An 18,466-nucleotide genomic window follows, 5' to 3' on the forward strand; every position below is an offset into this window, starting at 1 on the left:
CCTCGACCGGCCGCTCCCACCCCGGTCGTCAAGCGGCTCCACGGCCGCACGAGCCCTGACGGCAGCCCCGTCGTACGGGGCGGGCGTCCTGCGGAGCCGGTGCGTCCTGCGGGAGGGCTGGGCGGGCGGGGCGGGCGGGTCAGACGGCGAGTTTGTCGTCCAGCTCCTCGCCGATGTTGGCGTCCGTGCCCGGGATGCCGAGGTCGGAGGCGCGCTTGTCGGCCATGGCCAGCAGCCGGCGGATCCGGCCGGCCACGGCGTCCTTGGTCAGCGGCGGGTCGGCGAGCGCGCCCAGTTCCTCGAGGGAGGCCTGCTTGTGCTCCATGCGCAGCCGGCCGGCCGCGGCCAGGTGCTCGGGGACGTCGTCGGCGAGGATCTCCAGGGCTCGCTGGACCCGGGCGCCGGCCGCGACCGCCGCGCGGGCGGAGCGGCGCAGGTTGGCGTCGTCGAAGTTGGCCAGCCGGTTCGCCGTGGCACGCACCTCGCGGCGCATCCGGCGCTCCTCCCAGGCCAGCACCGATTCGTGGGCGCCGAGCCGGGTGAGCAGCGCGCCGATGGCGTCGCCGTCACGGACCACCACCCGGTCCACACCGCGGACCTCCCGGGCCTTGGCCGGGATGTGCAGCCTGCGGGCGGCACCGACCAGGGCGAGCGCGGCCTCCGGGCCGGGGCAGGTCACCTCCAGGGAGCAGGACCGGCCGGGCTCGGTGAGGGAGCCGTGCGCCAGGAAGGCCCCGCGCCAGGCCGCCTCGGCGTCACAGGTCGCTCCCGAGACCACCTGTGGGGGCAGACCCCGGATCGGGCGGCCCCGGCCGTCCACCAGCCCGGTCTGGCGGGCCAGCTGGTCACCGCCCGCGACCACCCGGACGACGTAACGCGAGCCGCGGCGCAGTCCGCCCGGCGCCATCACGATGAGTTCGGAGCTGTGGCCGAAGATCTCCAGGATGTCCCGCTTGAGCCGGCGCGCCGCCATCGCGGTGTCCAGCTCCGCCTCGATCACGATGCGCCCGCTCACCAGGTGGAGGCCGCCGGCGAACCGCAGAATGGCGGAGACCTCCGCCTTCCTGCAGCAGGTACGGGTGACGGGGAGCCGGCTGATCTCGTCCTTCACCGCTGCCGTCATCGCCATGGGCCGATCCTTCCATGCATCCGAAAAATACGGTCGTACGCGGCGGCCAACAGCTCCGGGTCGTGCCGGGGGCTTCCGTCGGGCCGGGCCACGGGGGCCAGCTCGACCGCGGCGCCGAACCGCTCGGCGGCTTCGGTCAGTGAATCGCGGTCGGGCACGGCGGCCTCGTCGGCCAGCACCACGTCCAGAGCGAGTTTAGGGGCGTGTCGTCCCAAAACCTCCAAATGACGCTGCGGTGAGAAGCCCTCGGTTTCCCCGGGCTGCGGCGCGAGGTTCAGCGAGAGCACCCTGCGGGCCTTCGTCTCGACGAGCGCGTCCAGCAGTTCGGGCACGAGCAGATGCGGGATGACGGAGGAGAACCAGGAGCCGGGGCCGAGCACCACCCAGTCCGCGTCGAGGACCGCCGCCACCGCCTCGGGGACGGCCGGCGGGTCGTTCGGGACGAGGTGGACGGACTGCACCTCGCCGGGGGTGAGGGCGACGGTGGCCTGACCGCGGACCGTGCCGGTCTCCTCCGGCCGCTCGGGGTCGTGGCCCTTGACGAGAGCCTGGAGCTCCAGCGGCACGGCGGACATGGGCAGCACGCGCCCGTGCGCGCCGAGCAGCAGGCCCACCAGGTCCAGCGCCTGCACATGGTCACCGAGCTGCTCCCACAGGGCGACGATCAGCAGATTGCCGACCGCGTGCTCGTGCAGGTCGCCCTGGGACTGGAAGCGGTGCTGGATGACCCGGGCCCAGGTCTGGCCCCAGTCGTCGTCCCCGCACAGCGCGGCCAGCGCCTTGCGCAGATCACCCGGGGGCAGTACGCCCAGTTCGTCGCGCAGGCGCCCGCTGGAGCCGCCGTCGTCGGCGACGGTGACGACGGCCGTGAGGTCGCCGGTGATCCGGCGCAGGGCGGCGAGCGAGGCCGAGAGGCCCATGCCGCCGCCGAGGGCGACGACCTTGGGCTGGGCACCCCTGCGGCGCGGTCTGGCGCCCCGGGTCTCGACCGGACGGCCGGCGCGGCCCTCGGGGACCGCTCTGCGCAGCCGGCTCAGCCGGGGGGTACGTCGTGTCATTCCCGTCCCATGTCCCGGTGGACGACCACCGTCTCCACACCCTCGGCGACGAGCCGGGCGGCGAGCTTCTCCGACATGGCGACCGAGCGGTGCTTGCCACCCGTACAGCCCACAGCGATGGTCACATAGCGCTTGCCCTCACGCCGGTAGCCCGCGGCGATCAGCCGCAGCATCTCGGCGTACCGGTCGAGGAACTCCTTGGCGCCGGGCTGGTTGAAGATGTACGACGCCACCTCCTCGTTGAGGCCGGTGTACGGACGCAGTTCCGGGACCCAGTGCGGGTTGGGCAGGAACCGCATGTCCACGACCATGTCGGCGTCGACGGGGAGGCCGTACTTGAAGCCGAAGGACATGACGGTGGCCCGCAGCTCGGGCTCCTCCTCACCGGCGAACTGGGCGTCCATCTTGGCCCGCAGCTCGTGCACGTTGAGGCTGGAGGTGTCGATCACCAGGTCGGCGTCGCCGCGCAGCTCGCGCAGCAGCTCCCGCTCGGCGGCGATGCCGTCGACGATGCGGCCGTCGCCCTGGAGGGGGTGCGGGCGCCGCACGGACTCGAAGCGGCGCACCAGGGCGTCGTCGGAGGACTCCAGGAAGACGGTCCGCCGGGTGACGCCCCGCCCGTCGAGGTCGGCGAGGGACTCGCGCAGATTGTCGAAGAAGCGCCGGCCGCGGACGTCGACGACGACCGCGATCCGCGCCACGTTGCCCTGCGAACGCGCGCCGAGCTCCACCATGGTGGTGATCAGCGCGGGCGGCAGGTTGTCCACCACGAACCAGCCCAGGTCCTCCAGACACTTCGCCGCCGTCGAGCGGCCGGCCCCGGACATGCCGGAGATGATCACCAGCTCGGGGATGCCCGCCTCGGGCACCCCGCCGTTTTCCTTGCCCGTTTCCACCTGTGCTCCGTCGTTCCGGCGGGCGCTCCCGCGGGTCTCGGTCCCGCCAGTGTGCTGCCTCGCCCCGTCCTGCTCCGCTGCGGGCTGCCCTGTCTCGTGCTCGGTCATCGCTCCTGCCCCCGTCGTTCGTCCGGGGCGCCCGTGGACACGGGCTCCCCGGGAGAACCCGTCGCCTGCCCGGGTTCATCCGTGTCATCCATGATCTCGCCCGTCGCCGTGTTCACCGCGGGGGCGGCGGGTTCCGCCCGCGCAAGAGCCCCGGCGATCGTTTCGGCCGTCTTGCGTCCTATGCCAGGAACCTCGCAGATCTGGTCGATTGTCGCCGCTCGCAGCTTCTTCAACGAACCGAAGTGCTTGAGCAGTGCCTGTCTGCGCGTCTCGCCGAGGCCGGGCACATCGTCCAGCGGGCTGGAGCGGAAACGCTTGGTCCGTTTGGTCCGCTGGTAGGAGATCGCGAAGCGGTGCGCCTCGTCACGGACCCGCTGGAGCAGATAGAGGCCCTCGCTGGTACGGGGCAGCACCACCGGGTCGTCGTCGCCCGGCAGCCAGACCTCCTCCAGCCGCTTGGCGAGTCCGCACACGGCGATGTCGTCGATGCCCAGGTCGTCCAGCGCCCGCCGGGCCGCCGCGACCTGCGGGGCGCCGCCGTCGACCACGACGAGCTGCGGCGGGTAGGCGAACCGCCGGGGACGGCCGTCGTCCTCGGTGAGCGTGTGCGCGGGCGGCTCGGCGAGCCCTCCGGCCGGCGTCCCGGCCCCCGGGTCCTCGCCGTCGGTCCACTCCCCCGTGCGCTCCTTCTCCGCGAGGTAGCGCCGGAAGCGCCGGGTGATCACCTCGTGCATGGAACGGACGTCGTCCTGTCCCTGGCCGTGCCAGAGCTGCGTGTCCCCGGCCCGGCCCTTGATCTGGAAGCGCCGGTACTCGCTCTTGCGGGCCAGCCCGTCCTCGAAGACGACCATGGAGGCCACCACGTCGTCGCCCTGGAGATGGGAGATGTCGTAGCACTCGATCCTCAGCGGGGCGCTGTCCAGGTCCAGGGCGTCGGTGATCTCCTCCAGCGCGCGCGAGCGCGTGGTGAGGTCGGAGGCGCGCTTGGTCTTGTGCAGCACGAGCGACTGCTGGGCGTTGCGCTCCACGGTCTCCATCAGGGCTCTCTTGTCCCCGCGCTGCGGGATGCGCAGGGAGACGCCCGAGCCGCGCCGCCCGGTCAGCCACTCCTGGACCGGCTCCACCGGGTCCGGCAGGGCGGGAACCAGGACCTCCCGGGGGACCGCGTCGCCGGTCTCCTCGCCGTAGAGCTGCTGCAGGGCGTGCTCGACCAGGGCGCCGGTGGTGATCTCCTCGACCTTGTCGGTGACCCAGCCGCGCTGGCCGCGCACGCGTCCGCCCCGCACGTGGAAGATCTGGACGGCCGCCTCCAGCTCGTCCTCGGCGACCGCGATCAGGTCGGCGTCGGTCGCGTCGGCGAGCACGACCGCGTTCTTCTCCATGGCCTTCCTCAGGGCCCCTATGTCGTCGCGCAGGCGCGCGGCCCGCTCGTACTCCATCTCCTCGGCCGCCTCCGTCATCCGCGCCTCCAGACGGCGGAGGTAGGTACCGGTGCGGCCTGCCATGAAGTCGCAGAACTCCTCGGCCAGCTCACGGTGTTCCCCGGCGGAGACCCGGTCCACACAGGGCGCCGAGCACTTGTCGATGTAGCCGAGCAGGCACGGCCGGCCGGTGCGGGCGGCGTTCTTGAACACTCCGGCCGAGCAGGTACGCACCGGGAAGACGCGCAGCATCAGGTCCACCGTGTCGCGGATCGCCCACGCGTGCGCGTACGGACCGAAGTAGCGCACGCCCTTCTTCTTGTGACCGCGCATCACCTGGACGCGCGGAAACTCCTCGCCCATCGTCACCGCGAGGTACGGGTAGCTCTTGTCGTCGCGGTACTTGACGTTGAACCGGGGGTCGTACTCCTTGATCCAGGAGTACTCCAGCTGGAGCGCCTCCACCTCCGTGGACACCACCGTCCACTCCACGGACGCGGCCGTGGTCACCATCGAGCGCGTGCGGGGGTGCAGCCCGGCCAGGTCCTGGAAGTAGTTCGCCAGGCGCTGGCGCAGGCTCTTCGCCTTTCCGACGTAGATCACCCGGCGGTGCTCGTCGCGGAACCGGTAGACCCCCGGCGAGTCGGGGATCTCACCCGGTTTGGGGCGGTAGCTGGAGGGGTCGGCCATGTCTCACACCCTACTGGCGGAGACCGACAGCGCGGCGGGGCTGTGGACGGCCGGGGGCGCGGTGCGGCCCGGAAGGGGTTACGGCGGGTGGGAAGCGGGAAGGTGGGGGTTCCGTCCCCCGGACGGTCATGAGGCGGTCAGGACGGTCACGAGTCGGAGGACTGGTCGGATGCGACAGACGCGGATCGAGAAACCACGACGGCCGGCCCGCTCCCGCCGGTACACGGACGAGACGTCCGCGCTCCTCGACTCCCTCGACCCGCGCGATCCGGACATCGTGCGCGCGAAGCGCCTGCGGTCGCGCCTTCAGGGGCCGGACGGCGCGGGCGGCTCCTAGACCGCCTCGCGGAAGGTCCGGAAGGGCAGGAAGAGCTTCCGGAAGGGCTTCCGGAACGGACGAGAACCACATCACGGCGCGTGCCCCCGGCGGGTGTGCGCCGCTGTTGGGCGTCAGGTGTTGTCGGGACTAGGTCAACACGCTTCAATGCGGGGGGACTCGGGACCCTGAACGGCGGCGTACGGATGTGAAGGCTCCGCCATGCCGACGGGGGCGGGCTCCGGGGTGCCCCGCGCGAACGGTCTGACCAGCCGTTGTGGACATTCACAGAAAGGCCCCTGCATGCCGCACGCCACACAGCACGCGGACGTCGACACCGCGGAACTGGACTCGGCCCTGCGTGGCGGCCCGTTCCACGTCGCCCTGCGCGCCGCCATAGCCGCGCGGGGACTGCCGTTGCAGCGGGTGCAGCACCATCTGTCGCGCCACGGCGTCAGGGTGGGCGTCACCAGCCTGAGTTACTGGCAGCAGGGCGCCCGCCGCCCTCAGCGCCCGGAGTCACTGCGTGCCGTACGGGCACTGGAGGAGATCCTGGAGCTGCCGGAGGAGTCCCTGATCCGGCTGCTCGCCGAATCCGACGCGCGCGCGGCGGACCGCCGCTCCCCCGGCCGCTCCTACCGCTCCCTGGTGGAGGCGTCGGGCGCCCTGGAACGCCTGCTGGCCGGCTTCGGCACACCGCGCGACGGCGGGCTGCACGCCCTGGGACACCACGAGCGGGTACGGATCGGAGCGCACCGGGAGCTGGCGGGGTGCGAGTCGCACCACATCGTGCGCGCGCACCGGGACGGCGTCGACCGCTATGTGGCCGTCCATCACGGCGACCCCGGCTCCGCGCCGGAGCGGATGACCGTGCACGCGCTGGAGAACTGCCGGACCGGGCGGGTGCGCCGGGACCACGACACCGGTGTGCTCGCCGTCGAACTGCTCTTCGACACTCGGCTGCGGGCCGGGGACACCTTCCTCTTCCGCTACGCCGTCGAGGACGGCACGGCCGGTGTCTCGCGCGAGTACGTGCGCGGGGCGGACTCCCCCGGCGGCCAGTACGCGCTCCAGGTGTGCTTCGACCCCGGGGCGCTCCCGGTGCGCTGTCACCGGTTCACCCAGCATTCGGCCGCGGCACCGCGCGGAGGGCGCCAGGAGCTGCCGCTACGGGGACGGCACCACTCGGTGCACCTCGTGGAACCGCGACTGCGGTCGGGCTACGTGGGGATCTCCTGGGACTGGGACTGACCCCGGTCAGACCTGCGGGGCGGCGACCAGCGTGCCGTTCTTCACCTCGACGGTCAGCTGCTTCAGTGGCGCCACGGCCGGCTCGCGCAGCACCTTGCCGGTGGTGGCGTCGAACTCGCTGCCGTGACACGGGCAGATCAGTCTCGTCCCGTCCAGCCTGTCGACGGGGCAGCCCGCGTGCGTGCAGATGCTGCCGTACGCCTTGAGAGTGCCGTCACCGCTCCGGGTGACCACCACGTTGTGGTCCCGGTACAGCTTCGCGCCGCCCTCGGGAACCTCGCTCTGCGGACCGAGCTCGACGGGCCCGCTCAGCGGAGCGGCCCCGTCCTCGTCGCCCTGACACGCGGTGAGCCCCAGAGCCGCGACGGGGGTGAGAGCCACGCCTCGCAGAACGGTACGGCGGCTCGCGGCGGGTCGGGCGGACATGAGAACTCCACTGGTGCAACGTCGACAGACGGGGGCCACCAGGGACGATACCGGGGGCGCCCGTGCTCGCCGCGCGCGGGTGAATCCGCCTCCGTCTTCGTCTCCGTCTCCGTCTTCGCGGGCGCTCGTGCCGCAGGGCGGCACGGATGGGCGGTGGGCGTCCCTCCGCCCGAGCTGAGCCGAGAGCGGGGGCACCCCGCAGGCGCCGGACTGCGCAGGATCCCCCCCGGCGCCGACATCGCGTAAACGCTTACGCAAGCGTTTACGCACGCCACTCACGTGGGCTACGGTCCCCACCAGGACGTGACGGCACGAAGGGAGCGCCCCGATGGCAACCATGGCCGACGTGGCCCGCACCGCGGGTGTCTCCGTCGCCACCGTCTCCCACGTCCTGAACAACACCCGCCCGGTGCGCCCCCACACCCGCCGTGCCGTCCTCGACGCCATCGAGGAACTGGGGTACACCCCCAACACCCTCGCCCGCTCCCTGGTGACCTCCCGCACCCGGTCGATCGGGCTGGCGGTGTCGGCGATCAGCAACCCGTTCTTCACGGAGATCCTCCAGGGTGTCGAGGCCGCGGCCCTGGAGCACGGCTACAGCCTCCTCATCGCGGACCCGCACGACGACCCCGACCACGAACGCAAGGTCGTCCAGCTGCTGCACGAGCGCCGCGTGGAGGGCCTGATCGTCGCCCCGTCCGCCCAGCCGCACGCGCTCCTCACCTACCTGGGACGCCACCGGGTGCCCACCGTCTTCCTGGACCGGCTGGTCAGGACGCCCACGGCCGGCGGCGAAGGCCTCCGTTTCGACCAGGTGTGCGCCGAGAGCACAGCGCCGACAGCCGGCCTGGTGACCCATCTCGCCGGCCTGGGCCACCGCCGGATCGGCCTGGTCGCCGGGCTGCCGGGGCTCAGTACGACCGCCGAGCGGATCACCGGCTACCGGCACGGGCTGGCGGCGGCCGGTCTGCCGTACGACGAGCGGCTCCTGGTGCACGGCGACTCCGAGACGGCCGGGGCCGAACGGGCCACCACCACCCTGCTGGCCCTCCACGCGCCTCCCACCGCGCTGGTCACCGCCAACAACGCCATGACCATCGGCGCACTGCGCACCCTGCGGGACCACGGTCTGTCCGTTCCCCGGGACATCGCCCTGTGCTGCTTCGACGACTTCGCCTGGGCCGATCTGTTCTCGCCCCGTCTCACGGCCGTCGCCCAGCCCAGCCGGGAGATCGGCTCCCGGGCCGTGCGCGTACTCCTGGAACGTCTCGCCGAACCGGACCGGCCCACCCGGACCGAACAGCTCCCCTGCGCCTTCGTGCACCGCACCTCCTGCGGCTGTCCGGGCGACCCGATGAGCCCATGACTCCCCCTGAGTCCTCATCGGCGCCAAGAACCCGACCACCCCGCCAGAAGGGACCCATCGTGATCGTCGTAGCCGGTGAGGCACTGATCGACCTGGTACCGCAGGGCGCGGGCGCGCTCGCGGCATTGACCCCGGCGCTCGGCGGCGGGCCGTTCAACACCGCGGTGGCGCTGGGCCGCCTCGGCTCCCCCACCGCCTTCTGCTCCCGGGTGTCCCGTGACTCCTTCGGCGAGGCGCTGCTGGACCGGCTGCGGGAGACCGGCGTGGACGTGTCACCGGTGCAGCGCGGCGACGAGCCGACGACGCTCGCCGTGGCCTCGGTCGACGCGGGCGGATCGGCGGCCTACTCCTTCTACGTGGAGGGGACCGCCGACCGGCTGTTCGCCGCCCCAGGGACCTTGCCGGCCGGTACCCGCGCGGTGTCCTTCGGCACCTGTTCGCTGGTGCTGGAGCCCGGTGCGAGCGCCTATGAGGAGTTGATGCGCAGCACGTCCGCGCGAGGCGTGTTCACGGCGCTGGACCCGAACATCCGGGCGGGTCTGATCCCGGACGCCGACGCCTACCGCGCCCGTTTCCGCGGCTGGCTGCCGTCGGTGTCGCTGCTGAAGCTCTCCGAGGAGGACGCCCGCTGGCTCGGCGGATCCCCGCGCGAGTGGCTGGCGGCCGGCCCGGCGGCGGTCGTGGTCACCCGGGGCGGGGACGGACTGACGGCGTACACCCGTGACGGCGGCGAGTACACGGTGCCCGGCGAGCGGATCGAGGTGGCCGACACGATCGGCGCGGGTGACACGGTGAACGCGGCGCTGCTGCACGGCCTGGCGGCTCGCGACGCGCTGAGCGCCGAGGGGGTCTGCGCGCTGGGTCCGCGGGGCTGGCGGGACCTGCTCGGCTTCGCGGCCCGCGCGGCGGCGATCACCTGCTCCCGCGCGGGAGCGGAACCGCCCTACGCCCGCGAACTGGTGGCGGGAGGCGCCTGACACATGCGCACGCCCTGCCGCGTGGGGACGTACGGTCCCGCGGCAGGGCGTGTGGGGTGCGAGGCGTGCCGGTCAGGCCTTGGCGGCCCGCGTCGTCTTCTTCGCGGCGGCCTTGGTGGCCGTCTTCCTGGCGGCGGCCTTGGTGGCCGTCTTCGTGGCCGCGCCGCTGTCCACCGCCTTGGTGGCGGTCTTCCGGGCGCCGGACTTGGCGGCGACCGTCTTCTTCGCCGCCGTCCTGCGCGGGGCGCTCACCTGGGCGGCGTCGCTGATCCGGTCCGAGTCGAGGACGTCCCGCAGGAACTTGCCGGTGTGGCTGGCCGGAACGCCGGCCACCTGCTCGGGCGTACCCTCCGCGACGACCAGGCCGCCGCCGGAACCGCCCTCGGGGCCCATGTCGACGACCCAGTCGGCGGTCTTGATCACGTCGAGGTTGTGCTCGATGACGATGACCGTGTTGCCCTTGTCGACCAGGCCGGACAGGACCGTCAGCAGCTTGCTGATGTCCTCGAAGTGCAGGCCGGTGGTCGGCTCGTCCAGCACGTAGACCGTGCGGCCGGTGGAGCGCTTCTGCAGCTCGCTCGCGAGCTTGACGCGCTGGGCCTCACCGCCGGACAGGGTGGTCGCTGCCTGGCCGAGCCGGACGTAGCCGAGACCGACGTCGTGGAGCGTCCGCATGTGACGGGAGATCGCCGGGACGGCCTCGAAGAAGTGCATGGCCTCCTCGATCGGCATGCTCAGCACATCGGCGATGGACTTGCCCTTGTAGTGGACCTCAAGGGTCTCCCGGTTGTAGCGGGCGCCGTGGCAGACCTCGCACGGGACGTACACGTCCGGGAGGAAGTTCATCTCGATCTTGATGGTGCCGTCGCCCGCGCAGTTCTCGCAGCGGCCGCCCTTGACGTTGAAGGAGAAGCGGCCCGGCAGATAGCCGCGGACCTTCGCCTCCGTCGTCTCGGCGAACAGCCGGCGGACGTGGTCGAAGACACCGGTGTACGTCGCCGGGTTGGAGCGCGGGGTGCGTCCGATGGGCGACTGGTCGACGTGCACGACCTTGTCGACGAGTTCGTCGCCGTCGACGCGCGTGTGCCGGCCGGGGACGCTGCGGGCGCCGTTCAGCTCACGGGCCAGATGCGTGTACAGGATGTCGTTGACCAGCGTCGACTTGCCGGAGCCGGACACTCCGGTCACCGCGGTGAACACCCCCAGCGGGAAGGACACGTCGATGTCCTGAAGGTTGTTCTCCCGGGCGCCGTGCACGGTGAGCCTGCGCGACGGGTCGTGCGGGCGGCGGATGTCGGGCAGCGGGATGGCCTTCTTGCCGGACAGGTACCGACCGGTCTGCGACTCGGCGTTGTCCAGCAGTTCCTTGTACGAACCGCTGTGCACGACCTTGCCGCCGTGCTCACCGGCGCCGGGGCCGATGTCGACGATCCAGTCGGCCACCTTGATGGTGTCCTCGTCGTGCTCGACGACGATGAGCGTGTTACCCATGTCGCGCAGGCGGACGAGGGTCTCGATCAGCCGGTGGTTGTCGCGCTGGTGCAGTCCGATGGACGGCTCGTCGAGGACATAGAGCACGCCGACGAGTCCGGAACCGATCTGGGTGGCCAGGCGGATGCGCTGGGCCTCACCGCCGGAGAGGGTGCCCGCCGCGCGGTTCAGCGAGAGGTAGTCCAGGCCGACATCGACCAGGAACCGCAGCCGCTCGTTGACCTCCTTGAGCACCCGCTCGGCGATCTTCTTGTCGCGTGCGGTGAGCTTCAGTTCGCCCAGGAAGTCCGCGCAGTCGCTGATGGACATCGAGGAGACCTCGGCGATGGACCTGCCCATGACCGTGACGGCGAGGACGACCGGCTTGAGGCGGGTGCCCGCGCAGGAGGGACACGGCACCTCGCGCATGTAGCCCTCGAAGCGCTCGCGGCTGGAGTCGCTCTCGGCCTCGCTGTGCCGGCGCTTGACGAAGGGGACGGCGCCCTCGAAGGCCGTCGTGTACCGGCGCTCGCGGCCGTAGCGGTTGCGGTAGCGGACCTCGACCTGGGTCTTGTGTCCGTGCAGCAGTGCCTTCTTGGCGCGCTGCGGCAGGCCGGCGAAGGGAATGTCCGTCCGGAAGCCCAACGCGTCCGCGAGGGCGCCGATCAGACGGCCGAAGTAGTCCTTGGTGTGGCCGTGCGACCAGGGGTGGACGGCGCCCTCGTCGAGGCTCTTGTCCGGGTCGGGGACGATCAGCTCGGGGTCGACCTCCATGCGCGTACCGATGCCGGTGCACTCGGGGCACGCGCCGAAGGGCGAGTTGAAGGAGAAGGAGCGGGGCTCGAGCTCCTCGAAGGACAGGTCGTCGTACGGGCAGTACAGGTGCTCGGAGAACATGCGCTCGCGCTCGGGGTCGTCCTCGGGGAGGTCGACGAAGTCGAGCACGACCATGCCGCCGGACAGGCCGAGGGCGGTCTCCACGGAGTCGGTGAGGCGCCGCTTGGCGCCGTCCTTCACGGTGAGGCGGTCGACGACCACCTCGATGGTGTGCTTCTCCTGCTTCTTCAGCGTGGGCGGGCTGGAGAGCTGAACGGTCTCGCCGTCCACCCGCGCGCGTGAGTACCCCTTGGTCTGGAGGTCGGAGAAGAGGTCGACGAACTCGCCCTTGCGCTCGCGCACCAGCGGGGAGAGGACCTGGAAGCGGCTGCCCTCGGGCAGCTGCAGGACCCGGTCGACGATGGCCTGGGGCGACTGGCGGCTGATGGGCCGGGAGCACTCGGGGCAGTGCGGCTTGCCGATGCGCGCGAAGAGCAGCCGGAGGTAGTCGTAGACCTCGGTGATGGTGCCGACCGTGGAGCGCGGGTTGCGGGAGGTCGACTTCTGGTCGATGGAGACCGCCGGGGAGAGGCCCTCGATGAAGTCGACGTCCGGCTTGTCCATCTGGCCGAGGAACTGCCGGGCGTAGGAGGACAGCGACTCCACGTAGCGCCGCTGGCCCTCGGCGAAGATGGTGTCGAAGGCCAGCGAGGACTTGCCCGACCCCGACAGGCCCGTGAAGACGATGAGCGAGTCGCGCGGAAGGTCGAGCGAGACGTTCTTGAGGTTGTGCTCGCGCGCTCCACGGACGATGAGACGGTCGGCCACGCCGGTCCGCACCTTTCTTGAGAGAAGTGACAGGGGCGGGGCCCCCGTCTTTCTCAGACTAGGGGGAGCCACTGACAACGCCGGTTCGGATTCACGGGTTGTCAACAATCCCCGGCTCTCCAGCATGCCCGACGCCACCTTCGACCTTATAGCACGTACATTCGATTTACGGTCGCATTCCGCTGCCTTCACCCGAAGGGGTGACCGGGCTAGGGTCGGCCCCATGATTGATCACGCTGATGACCTGGCATCTGTACAGACCGCTACGGAACGGCTGCTCACCGCACTCGTCGCCCTGGACGACAGGGCTGTGACCCAGTCCTCACGCCTGCCCGGCTGGACCCGCGGCCACGTACTGGCCCACCTGGCCCGCAACGCGGACGCACTGGTGAACGTGCTGGAGGGCCGGCCCATGTACGCCTCCGCGGAGGCCCGGGACGCCGACATCGAGCGGGACGCCCCGCGCCCCCTCGACGTCCAGGTCGCCGATGTGCGGGAGAGCGCGGAGCGCTTCCGTGCCGCGGGGGCCGCCCCGGCCGACTGGTCCCGCAGCGTGGCCCTGCGCAACGGAGTCACCGACCGCGCCGAGCGGGTGCCGTTCCGGCGCTGGATCGAGGTGGAACTGCACCATGTGGACCTCGGGATCGGCTACGGGCTGGAGGACCTGCCGGAGGACTTCACGGAGCGGGAGATCGGCTTCCTCGCCGCGCGGTTCGCCGGTCACCAGGACGTGCCGTCGGTCTCCCTGGTCACCGCGGACGGCCGGACCTGGACGACCGGCGGCGGATCGGAAGGCGACCCGGTCGCGGTCGAGGGAACCGCCGCCGACCTGCTCGGCTGGCTCGCCGGCCGCAGGGACGGGGCCGGGCTGACCGTGAAGGGCGGCGCGCTTCCGTCACTCCCCCCGCTCTGAGGTCTGTCCGGCACCGGTTCCGGCGCTAGGCTGGCAGCCATGACGTACAGCGGTCGGGTGACGGTCGGCGGCCCAGCCGACGTGCACGAACTCAAGGACCTGATGATCACCAAGGTCGCGGTCGGCCCCATGAACAACAACGCCTACCTGCTGCGTTGCCGGGCCACCGACGAGCAGTTGCTGATCGACGCGGCCAACGACGCGAAGACCCTGCTGGGCACCATCGGTGACGACGGCATCGCGTCCGTCGTCACCACCCACCGGCACGGCGACCACTGGCAGGCGCTCGCCGAGGTGGTGGCCGCCACCGGCGCCCGCACCCACGCCGGCCGGGACGACGCCGAGGGCATCCCGGTTCCGACCGACGTGCCGGTCGACGACGGCGACACCATCCGGGTGGGGCAGGTGGAACTCACCGCCCGCCACCTGGTCGGACACACCCCCGGTTCCATCGCCCTGGTCTACGACGATCCCCACGGACATCCGCACCTGTTCACCGGGGACTGTCTGTTCCCGGGGGGCCCCGGCCGGACAACACAGCCCGAGGAGTTCAACTCCTTGATGGACGGCCTGGAGACCAAGGTATTCGATGCCCTGCCCGATGAGACCTGGGTCTATCCCGGCCACGGCGACGACACCTCGCTGGGCGCGGAGCGGCCCCACCTGCCGGAGTGGCGCGCGCGGGGCTGGTGACGCCGGTATCGGGCGTCCGCCCGGCCGGCGGGTGCTACGCCCGGGCCAGCCCCGGACCGGCGAGCGCCGCGATCCGCTCCACCGCGAACACGTATCCCTGGACGCCGCATCCCGCGATGACCCCGTCCGCGCGCAGCGAGACATAGGAGTGGTGCCGGAACGACTCGCGCCGGTGGATGTTGGAGATGTGCACCTCGATCACGGGAAGCCCGTCACAGGCGTTGAGGGCGTCGAGGATCGCCACGGAGGTGTGCGAGTAGGCGCCGGGGTTGATGATGATCCCGCAGTGATCCAGCCGCGCCTCGTGGATCCAGTCCACCAGCTGCCCCTCGTGGTTGGACTGGCGCAGCTCCACCGTGCCGTTGTGGACGGCCGCCGCCCTGGCGCACATCGCCTCGACGTCGGCGAGCGTGTCGGAGCCGTAGATCTCCGGCTGACGCTGCCCGAGCAGGTTCAGATTCGGGCCGTTGAGGATCATGATCGGGGCGTTGGCCAGGGTGCGGGGCACGGTTCCTCCGGTCCGTCGGGGCGGGCGGTTCTCGGCGGAACCGCTGATCGTCCCCGGTTTATCACGGTGCGGCGCGGGCCCGCCCGGCCCTGACCTCCGCCCATGCCGACTCCTTCGTACCCACCCGAGCCCTCACCGGGCGACCGCGTCGCCGTGATCTCCCCCTCGTCCGGTCTTCCGGGGCTTTTCCCGCTGCCGTACGAACTGGGCCTCGAGCGGCTGCGCGGGGAGTACGGGCTGGACCCGGTCGAGTATCCGGCGACGCGCCGGATGGGCTCGACGCCCCGGGAACGTGCCGACGACATCCGTGCCGCCTTCGCCGACCCGGACATCAAGGCGGTCATGGCGTCGATCGGCGGCGACGACCAGATCACCGTGATACCCCTGCTGGACAGGGAGGGGATCCGCGCCAACCCGAAACCGTTCTTCGGGATGAGCGACAACACCCATCTCCTCGCGTTTCTCCACGAGAGCGGGATCGTCACCTTCCACGGTGCGAGCGTGATGGCCGAGCTGGGCCGTCCCGGAGCCATGCACCCGCGGACCGCCGAGTCGCTGCGGGCCGCCCTGTTCACGCCCGGCCCGTACGAACTGCTGCCGGCCGAACGGTTTCGCGACCTGGACCGCGACTGGGCGGACCCCGCCACGTTCGACGCGGAGCCGGAGACGCGCCCCGGCGCGGGCTGGACCTGGGTGAACGCCGGCCGGGTGGTGGAGGGCCGCACCTGGGGCGGCTGTCTGGAGGTGGTCGGCCGGATGCTGATGGCCGGCCGCGGGGTGGCGCGGGACCTGTCCGTGTACGACGGCGGAGTGCTGTTCCTGGAGACCTCCGAGGAGCTGCCGAGCGGCGAGGAGGTCTTCCGCACCCTGCGGAGCATGGGCGAGCGTGGTCTGCCCGGACGCTTCTCGGCGCTCCTCATGGGCCGCCCGAAGACCTGGTCCTCCCGAGCGGCCCCACACGCCCGGGGAGGCCGCGGCCTACGCGGCCGAGCAGCGCGAGGCCGTGCTGCGGGCCGTGCGGGACTATGCGCCCGACGCCCTCGTCGTGTTCGACGTGGACCTCGGGCACACCGACCCGCAACTGGTGATCCCCTACGGAGGTGTCGTCCGCGTCGACGGTCCCGCCCGGCATGTCACCGTCACGTACTGACGTCGGGAGGGCGTCGGGCTACGGGTTGACGGCCAGTTCGAGATAGGCGGCGAGCAGCACCAGGTGCACCCCGCCCTGGAGGGGTGTGGCCCGCCCGGGGACCACGGTCAGCGCGCCCACCACCATGGTCAGGGCGAGCAGCACCAGGTGGGTGTTGCCGAGCCCGAGGACGAGAGGTCCGGTGAGCCAGAGGGAGGCCAGCGCCACGGCGGGGATGGTCAGGCCGATGCTGGCCATCGCCGAGCCGAGCGCGAGGTTCATGCTGGTCTGCACCTGGTTGCGGCGCGCGGCACGCACCGCGGCGATGGTCTCCGGGAGAAGGACCAGCAGAGCGATGATCACACCGACGACGGAGTGTCCCAGCCCCACGGCCTGCACCCCCGACTCGATGGTGGGCGAGACGCCTTTGGCCAGACCGACCACTCCGACCAGTGCCAGGGCCAGCAGGCATAGGCTGATCAGAGCGGTGCGGGTGGAGGGCGCGGGGGCGTGCTCCACCGCTTTGGGGTTCTCGCTCTGCCTGGCTACCGGCAGGAAGTAGTCACGATGTCTGACGGTCTGGGTCGCGACGAACAGGCCGTAGAGGACCAGCGAGGAGACCGCCGCGAACGTGAGCTGCACGGTGGAGAACTCCGGCCCCGGCTTGCTCGTCGTGAAGGTCGGCAGTACGAGACTGAGTGTCGCCAGGGTCGCGACCGTGGCGAGGGCCGCTCCGGTGCCTTCCGAATTGAAGACCGCGGTGCCGTGGCGCAGTGAGCCCACCAGCAGGCTGAGGCCGAGGATGCCGTTGACGGTGATCATCACGGCCGCGAACACGGTGTCCCGGGCGAGGGTCGCGCTCTGGTCTCCGCCGTCCATCATCAGCGTGACGATCAGCGCCACCTCGATGACGGTGACGGCGACCGCGAGGACCAGGGAGCCGAAGGGCTCCCCGACCCGGTGTGCGACCACCTCGGCGTGGTGCACGGCGGCCATCACGGACGCCGCGAGCACCAGGGTCACCAACGCGACGATGCCGCCGGGCAGATCGCGGCCCCAGGTCAGCACCAGCAGCACCACGGCGGACACGGGCGCGGCGACCGTCCACCGCGTCGCCAGTGCCCTGAACCGAGCGATCACGGAACGATCGTCGCAGACGCGAAGGGCCGCCGCACTCCGCTGCGGGCCTGCGCCCGAGGGCCGGCCGCGGTGGGCACGGGAGGTGTCACCGCCGCCCGGCGTATCCCTCCGCCGCGTCCTGGCCGTCTCGGGGTCATCACGGTCACGCATGGTCTCCTGGTGCGGGTCGGATGGGGTCGGCGGCGCCGGTGAGCGGCGCGTTCTGAGACAGAGCGGCACCGGGAGCGGTGGCCGACGATGTGCGGCTCTTCGCTCCCGGTGCCGGATCTCCCTGTGCGTCCGACAGGATCAGGCGTCGAGGTCGTTCTTCGTGAGGCTGTCGTCCCTGGCCGTGGCCGCCGCGGTCTCCGCCTGCTTGCGGGAGGCCCGGAGGCTGGTGATGGTGGTGACGATCAGGACGGAGCAGATCACGCCCAGCGACACGGGGATGCCGATCTCCGGGACGTGGACCCCGGATTCGTGCAGTGCGTGCAGCACCAGCTTCACGCCGATGAAGCCGAGGATGATCGACAGGCCGTAGGAGAGGTGGACGAGCTTCCTGAGCAGTCCGCCGATGAGGAAGTACAGCTGCCTGAGGCCCATCAGCGCGAACGCGTTCGCGGTGAACACGATGTACGGGTCCTGGGTCAGACCGAAGATCGCGGGGATCGAGTCGAGCGCGAACAGGACGTCCGTGGTGCCGATGGCGAGCATCACGACAAGCATCGGGGTCATGACCCGCTTGCCGTTCTCCTCGATCCACAGCCTGGTGCCGTGGTAGCGGTCGGCTACACCGAAGCGGCGCTCGGCGGCCTTGAGCAGCTTGTTCTCCTCGAACTCCTCGTCGTCCGCGTCGGCCCGGGCTTCCTGGATGAGCTTCCAGGCCGTCCAGATGAGGAAGGCGCCGAAGATGTAGAACACCCACGAGAAGCTCGCCAGGATCGCGGCGCCGGCGGCGATGAATATCGCGCGCAGCACCAGGGCGATCAGAACACCGATCAGGAGCACCCGCTGCTGGTACTGCGACGGCACCGCGAACTTCGCCATGATCAGGACGAAGACGAAGAGGTTGTCGACGCTCAGCGACTTCTCGGTGATGTATCCGGCGAAGAACTCGCCACCGGCCTGGCCTCCGCCCCAGATCACCAGACCGAGCCCGAAGAGCCCGGCCAGGATGATCCAGACGACCGTCCAGATTCCGGCTTCCCTGATGGATACGTCATGCGGTTTGCGGCCGATGAAGAAATCGACAGCGATCAGGGCACTCAGGCCCACGATCGTAAGGACCCATAGGGTCATGGACACATCCACTGCGCCTCCGGCAGATACGTAAGACAGGGAAAGTCAGCGTC

General features: G+C 71.2%; 15 protein-coding genes and 1 pseudogene. 7 read left to right on the forward strand and 9 right to left on the reverse strand.

What is annotated here, in order from left to right; all coding sequences use genetic code 11:
* Window positions 1-139 precede the first annotated feature (139 nt).
* From whiA to uvrC, 4 genes are read right to left on the reverse strand one after another with little or no spacing between them, the layout of a single operon-like run.
* On the reverse strand, window positions 140-1,129 hold the full coding sequence (gene whiA / locus HTV45_RS07435; RefSeq protein ID WP_215204826.1) for a DNA-binding protein WhiA: 990 nt from the start codon (window positions 1,127-1,129) through the stop codon (window positions 140-142).
* Window positions 1,120-2,187, reverse strand: coding sequence for a uridine diphosphate-N-acetylglucosamine-binding protein YvcK (yvcK, locus tag HTV45_RS07440; RefSeq protein ID WP_215204827.1), 1,068 nt, complete (start codon window positions 2,185-2,187; stop codon window positions 1,120-1,122). Before yvcK ends, whiA begins: the two co-directional genes overlap by 10 nt.
* Window positions 2,184-3,191: an RNase adapter RapZ gene (rapZ, locus tag HTV45_RS07445; protein ID WP_215204828.1), complete on the reverse strand. Its 1,008-nt coding sequence runs from the start codon at window positions 3,189-3,191 to the stop codon at window positions 2,184-2,186. The genes yvcK and rapZ overlap by 4 nt, the downstream gene beginning before the upstream one ends.
* Window positions 3,188-5,302, reverse strand: coding sequence for an excinuclease ABC subunit UvrC (uvrC, locus tag HTV45_RS07450; protein WP_215204829.1), 2,115 nt, complete (start codon window positions 5,300-5,302; stop codon window positions 3,188-3,190). Before uvrC ends, rapZ begins: the two co-directional genes overlap by 4 nt.
* A 169-nt stretch (window positions 5,303-5,471) precedes the next feature.
* Here uvrC and HTV45_RS07455 point away from each other — a divergent pair, with 169 nt between their 5' ends.
* Both HTV45_RS07455 and HTV45_RS07460 read left to right on the forward strand, forming a co-directional pair.
* Window positions 5,472-5,639 (forward strand): hypothetical protein, encoded by a 168-nt coding sequence (locus HTV45_RS07455; RefSeq protein WP_215204830.1) that lies wholly within the window; start codon window positions 5,472-5,474, stop codon window positions 5,637-5,639.
* A 282-nt stretch (window positions 5,640-5,921) separates the two neighbouring features.
* On the forward strand, window positions 5,922-6,869 hold the full coding sequence (locus tag HTV45_RS07460) for a hypothetical protein (protein ID WP_215204831.1): 948 nt from the start codon (window positions 5,922-5,924) through the stop codon (window positions 6,867-6,869).
* A gap of 6 nt (window positions 6,870-6,875) precedes the next feature.
* On the opposite strand, the gene HTV45_RS07465 is transcribed toward HTV45_RS07460, so the two are convergent.
* A complete protein-coding gene (locus tag HTV45_RS07465) occupies window positions 6,876-7,295 on the reverse strand; it encodes a Rieske (2Fe-2S) protein (RefSeq protein WP_215204832.1) in 420 nt (139 codons plus the stop codon).
* Between the two features lie 328 nt (window positions 7,296-7,623).
* Here HTV45_RS07465 and HTV45_RS07470 point away from each other — a divergent pair, with 328 nt between their 5' ends.
* Window positions 7,624-8,661, forward strand: coding sequence for a LacI family DNA-binding transcriptional regulator (locus HTV45_RS07470; protein WP_215204833.1), 1,038 nt, complete (start codon window positions 7,624-7,626; stop codon window positions 8,659-8,661).
* A 59-nt stretch (window positions 8,662-8,720) separates the two neighbouring features.
* Window positions 8,721-9,638 carry a carbohydrate kinase gene (locus tag HTV45_RS07475; protein ID WP_215204834.1) on the forward strand — a complete coding sequence of 306 codons (918 nt, stop codon included), beginning with the start codon at window positions 8,721-8,723 and terminating at the stop codon, window positions 9,636-9,638.
* A 72-nt stretch (window positions 9,639-9,710) separates the two neighbouring features.
* Here the strand turns inward: HTV45_RS07475 and uvrA are convergent, their stop codons facing one another.
* The gene (gene uvrA / locus HTV45_RS07480; protein WP_215204835.1) at window positions 9,711-12,752 is read right to left on the reverse strand and encodes an excinuclease ABC subunit UvrA; all 3,042 of its coding nucleotides are present in this window, start codon (window positions 12,750-12,752) and stop codon (window positions 9,711-9,713) included.
* Between the two features lie 223 nt (window positions 12,753-12,975).
* On the opposite strand from uvrA, the gene HTV45_RS07485 reads away from it, so the two are divergent.
* Window positions 12,976-13,665, forward strand: coding sequence for a maleylpyruvate isomerase family mycothiol-dependent enzyme (locus HTV45_RS07485; protein WP_215204836.1), 690 nt, complete (start codon window positions 12,976-12,978; stop codon window positions 13,663-13,665).
* Between the two features lie 39 nt (window positions 13,666-13,704).
* Window positions 13,705-14,358, forward strand: a complete 654-nt coding sequence (locus tag HTV45_RS07490) for an MBL fold metallo-hydrolase (protein ID WP_215204837.1) — start codon at window positions 13,705-13,707, stop codon at window positions 14,356-14,358.
* Between the two features lie 34 nt (window positions 14,359-14,392).
* Here HTV45_RS07490 and aroQ read toward each other — a convergent pair whose 3' ends face one another.
* Window positions 14,393-14,866: a type II 3-dehydroquinate dehydratase gene (gene aroQ, locus HTV45_RS07495; RefSeq protein ID WP_215204838.1), complete on the reverse strand. Its 474-nt coding sequence runs from the start codon at window positions 14,864-14,866 to the stop codon at window positions 14,393-14,395.
* A 102-nt stretch (window positions 14,867-14,968) separates the two neighbouring features.
* Here aroQ and HTV45_RS07500 point away from each other — a divergent pair.
* Window positions 14,969-16,016: pseudogene (locus tag HTV45_RS07500) on the forward strand (S66 peptidase family protein).
* A gap of 18 nt (window positions 16,017-16,034) precedes the next feature.
* Here the strand turns inward: HTV45_RS07500 and HTV45_RS07505 are convergent.
* Both HTV45_RS07505 and HTV45_RS07510 read right to left on the reverse strand, forming a co-directional pair.
* Complete coding sequence (locus HTV45_RS07505; protein ID WP_215204839.1) at window positions 16,035-17,135, reverse strand: calcium:proton antiporter; 1,101 nt, start codon at window positions 17,133-17,135, stop codon at window positions 16,035-16,037.
* A gap of 288 nt (window positions 17,136-17,423) precedes the next feature.
* Window positions 17,424-18,425 carry a TerC family protein gene (locus HTV45_RS07510; protein WP_215204840.1) on the reverse strand — a complete coding sequence of 334 codons (1,002 nt, stop codon included), beginning with the start codon at window positions 18,423-18,425 and terminating at the stop codon, window positions 17,424-17,426.
* Between the last annotated feature and the right edge of the window lie 41 nt (window positions 18,426-18,466).

Source organism: Streptomyces sp. CHD11 (genome assembly GCF_018638295.1).
In the GTDB taxonomy this organism is placed as follows: Bacteria; Actinomycetota; Actinomycetes; order Streptomycetales; family Streptomycetaceae; genus Streptomyces.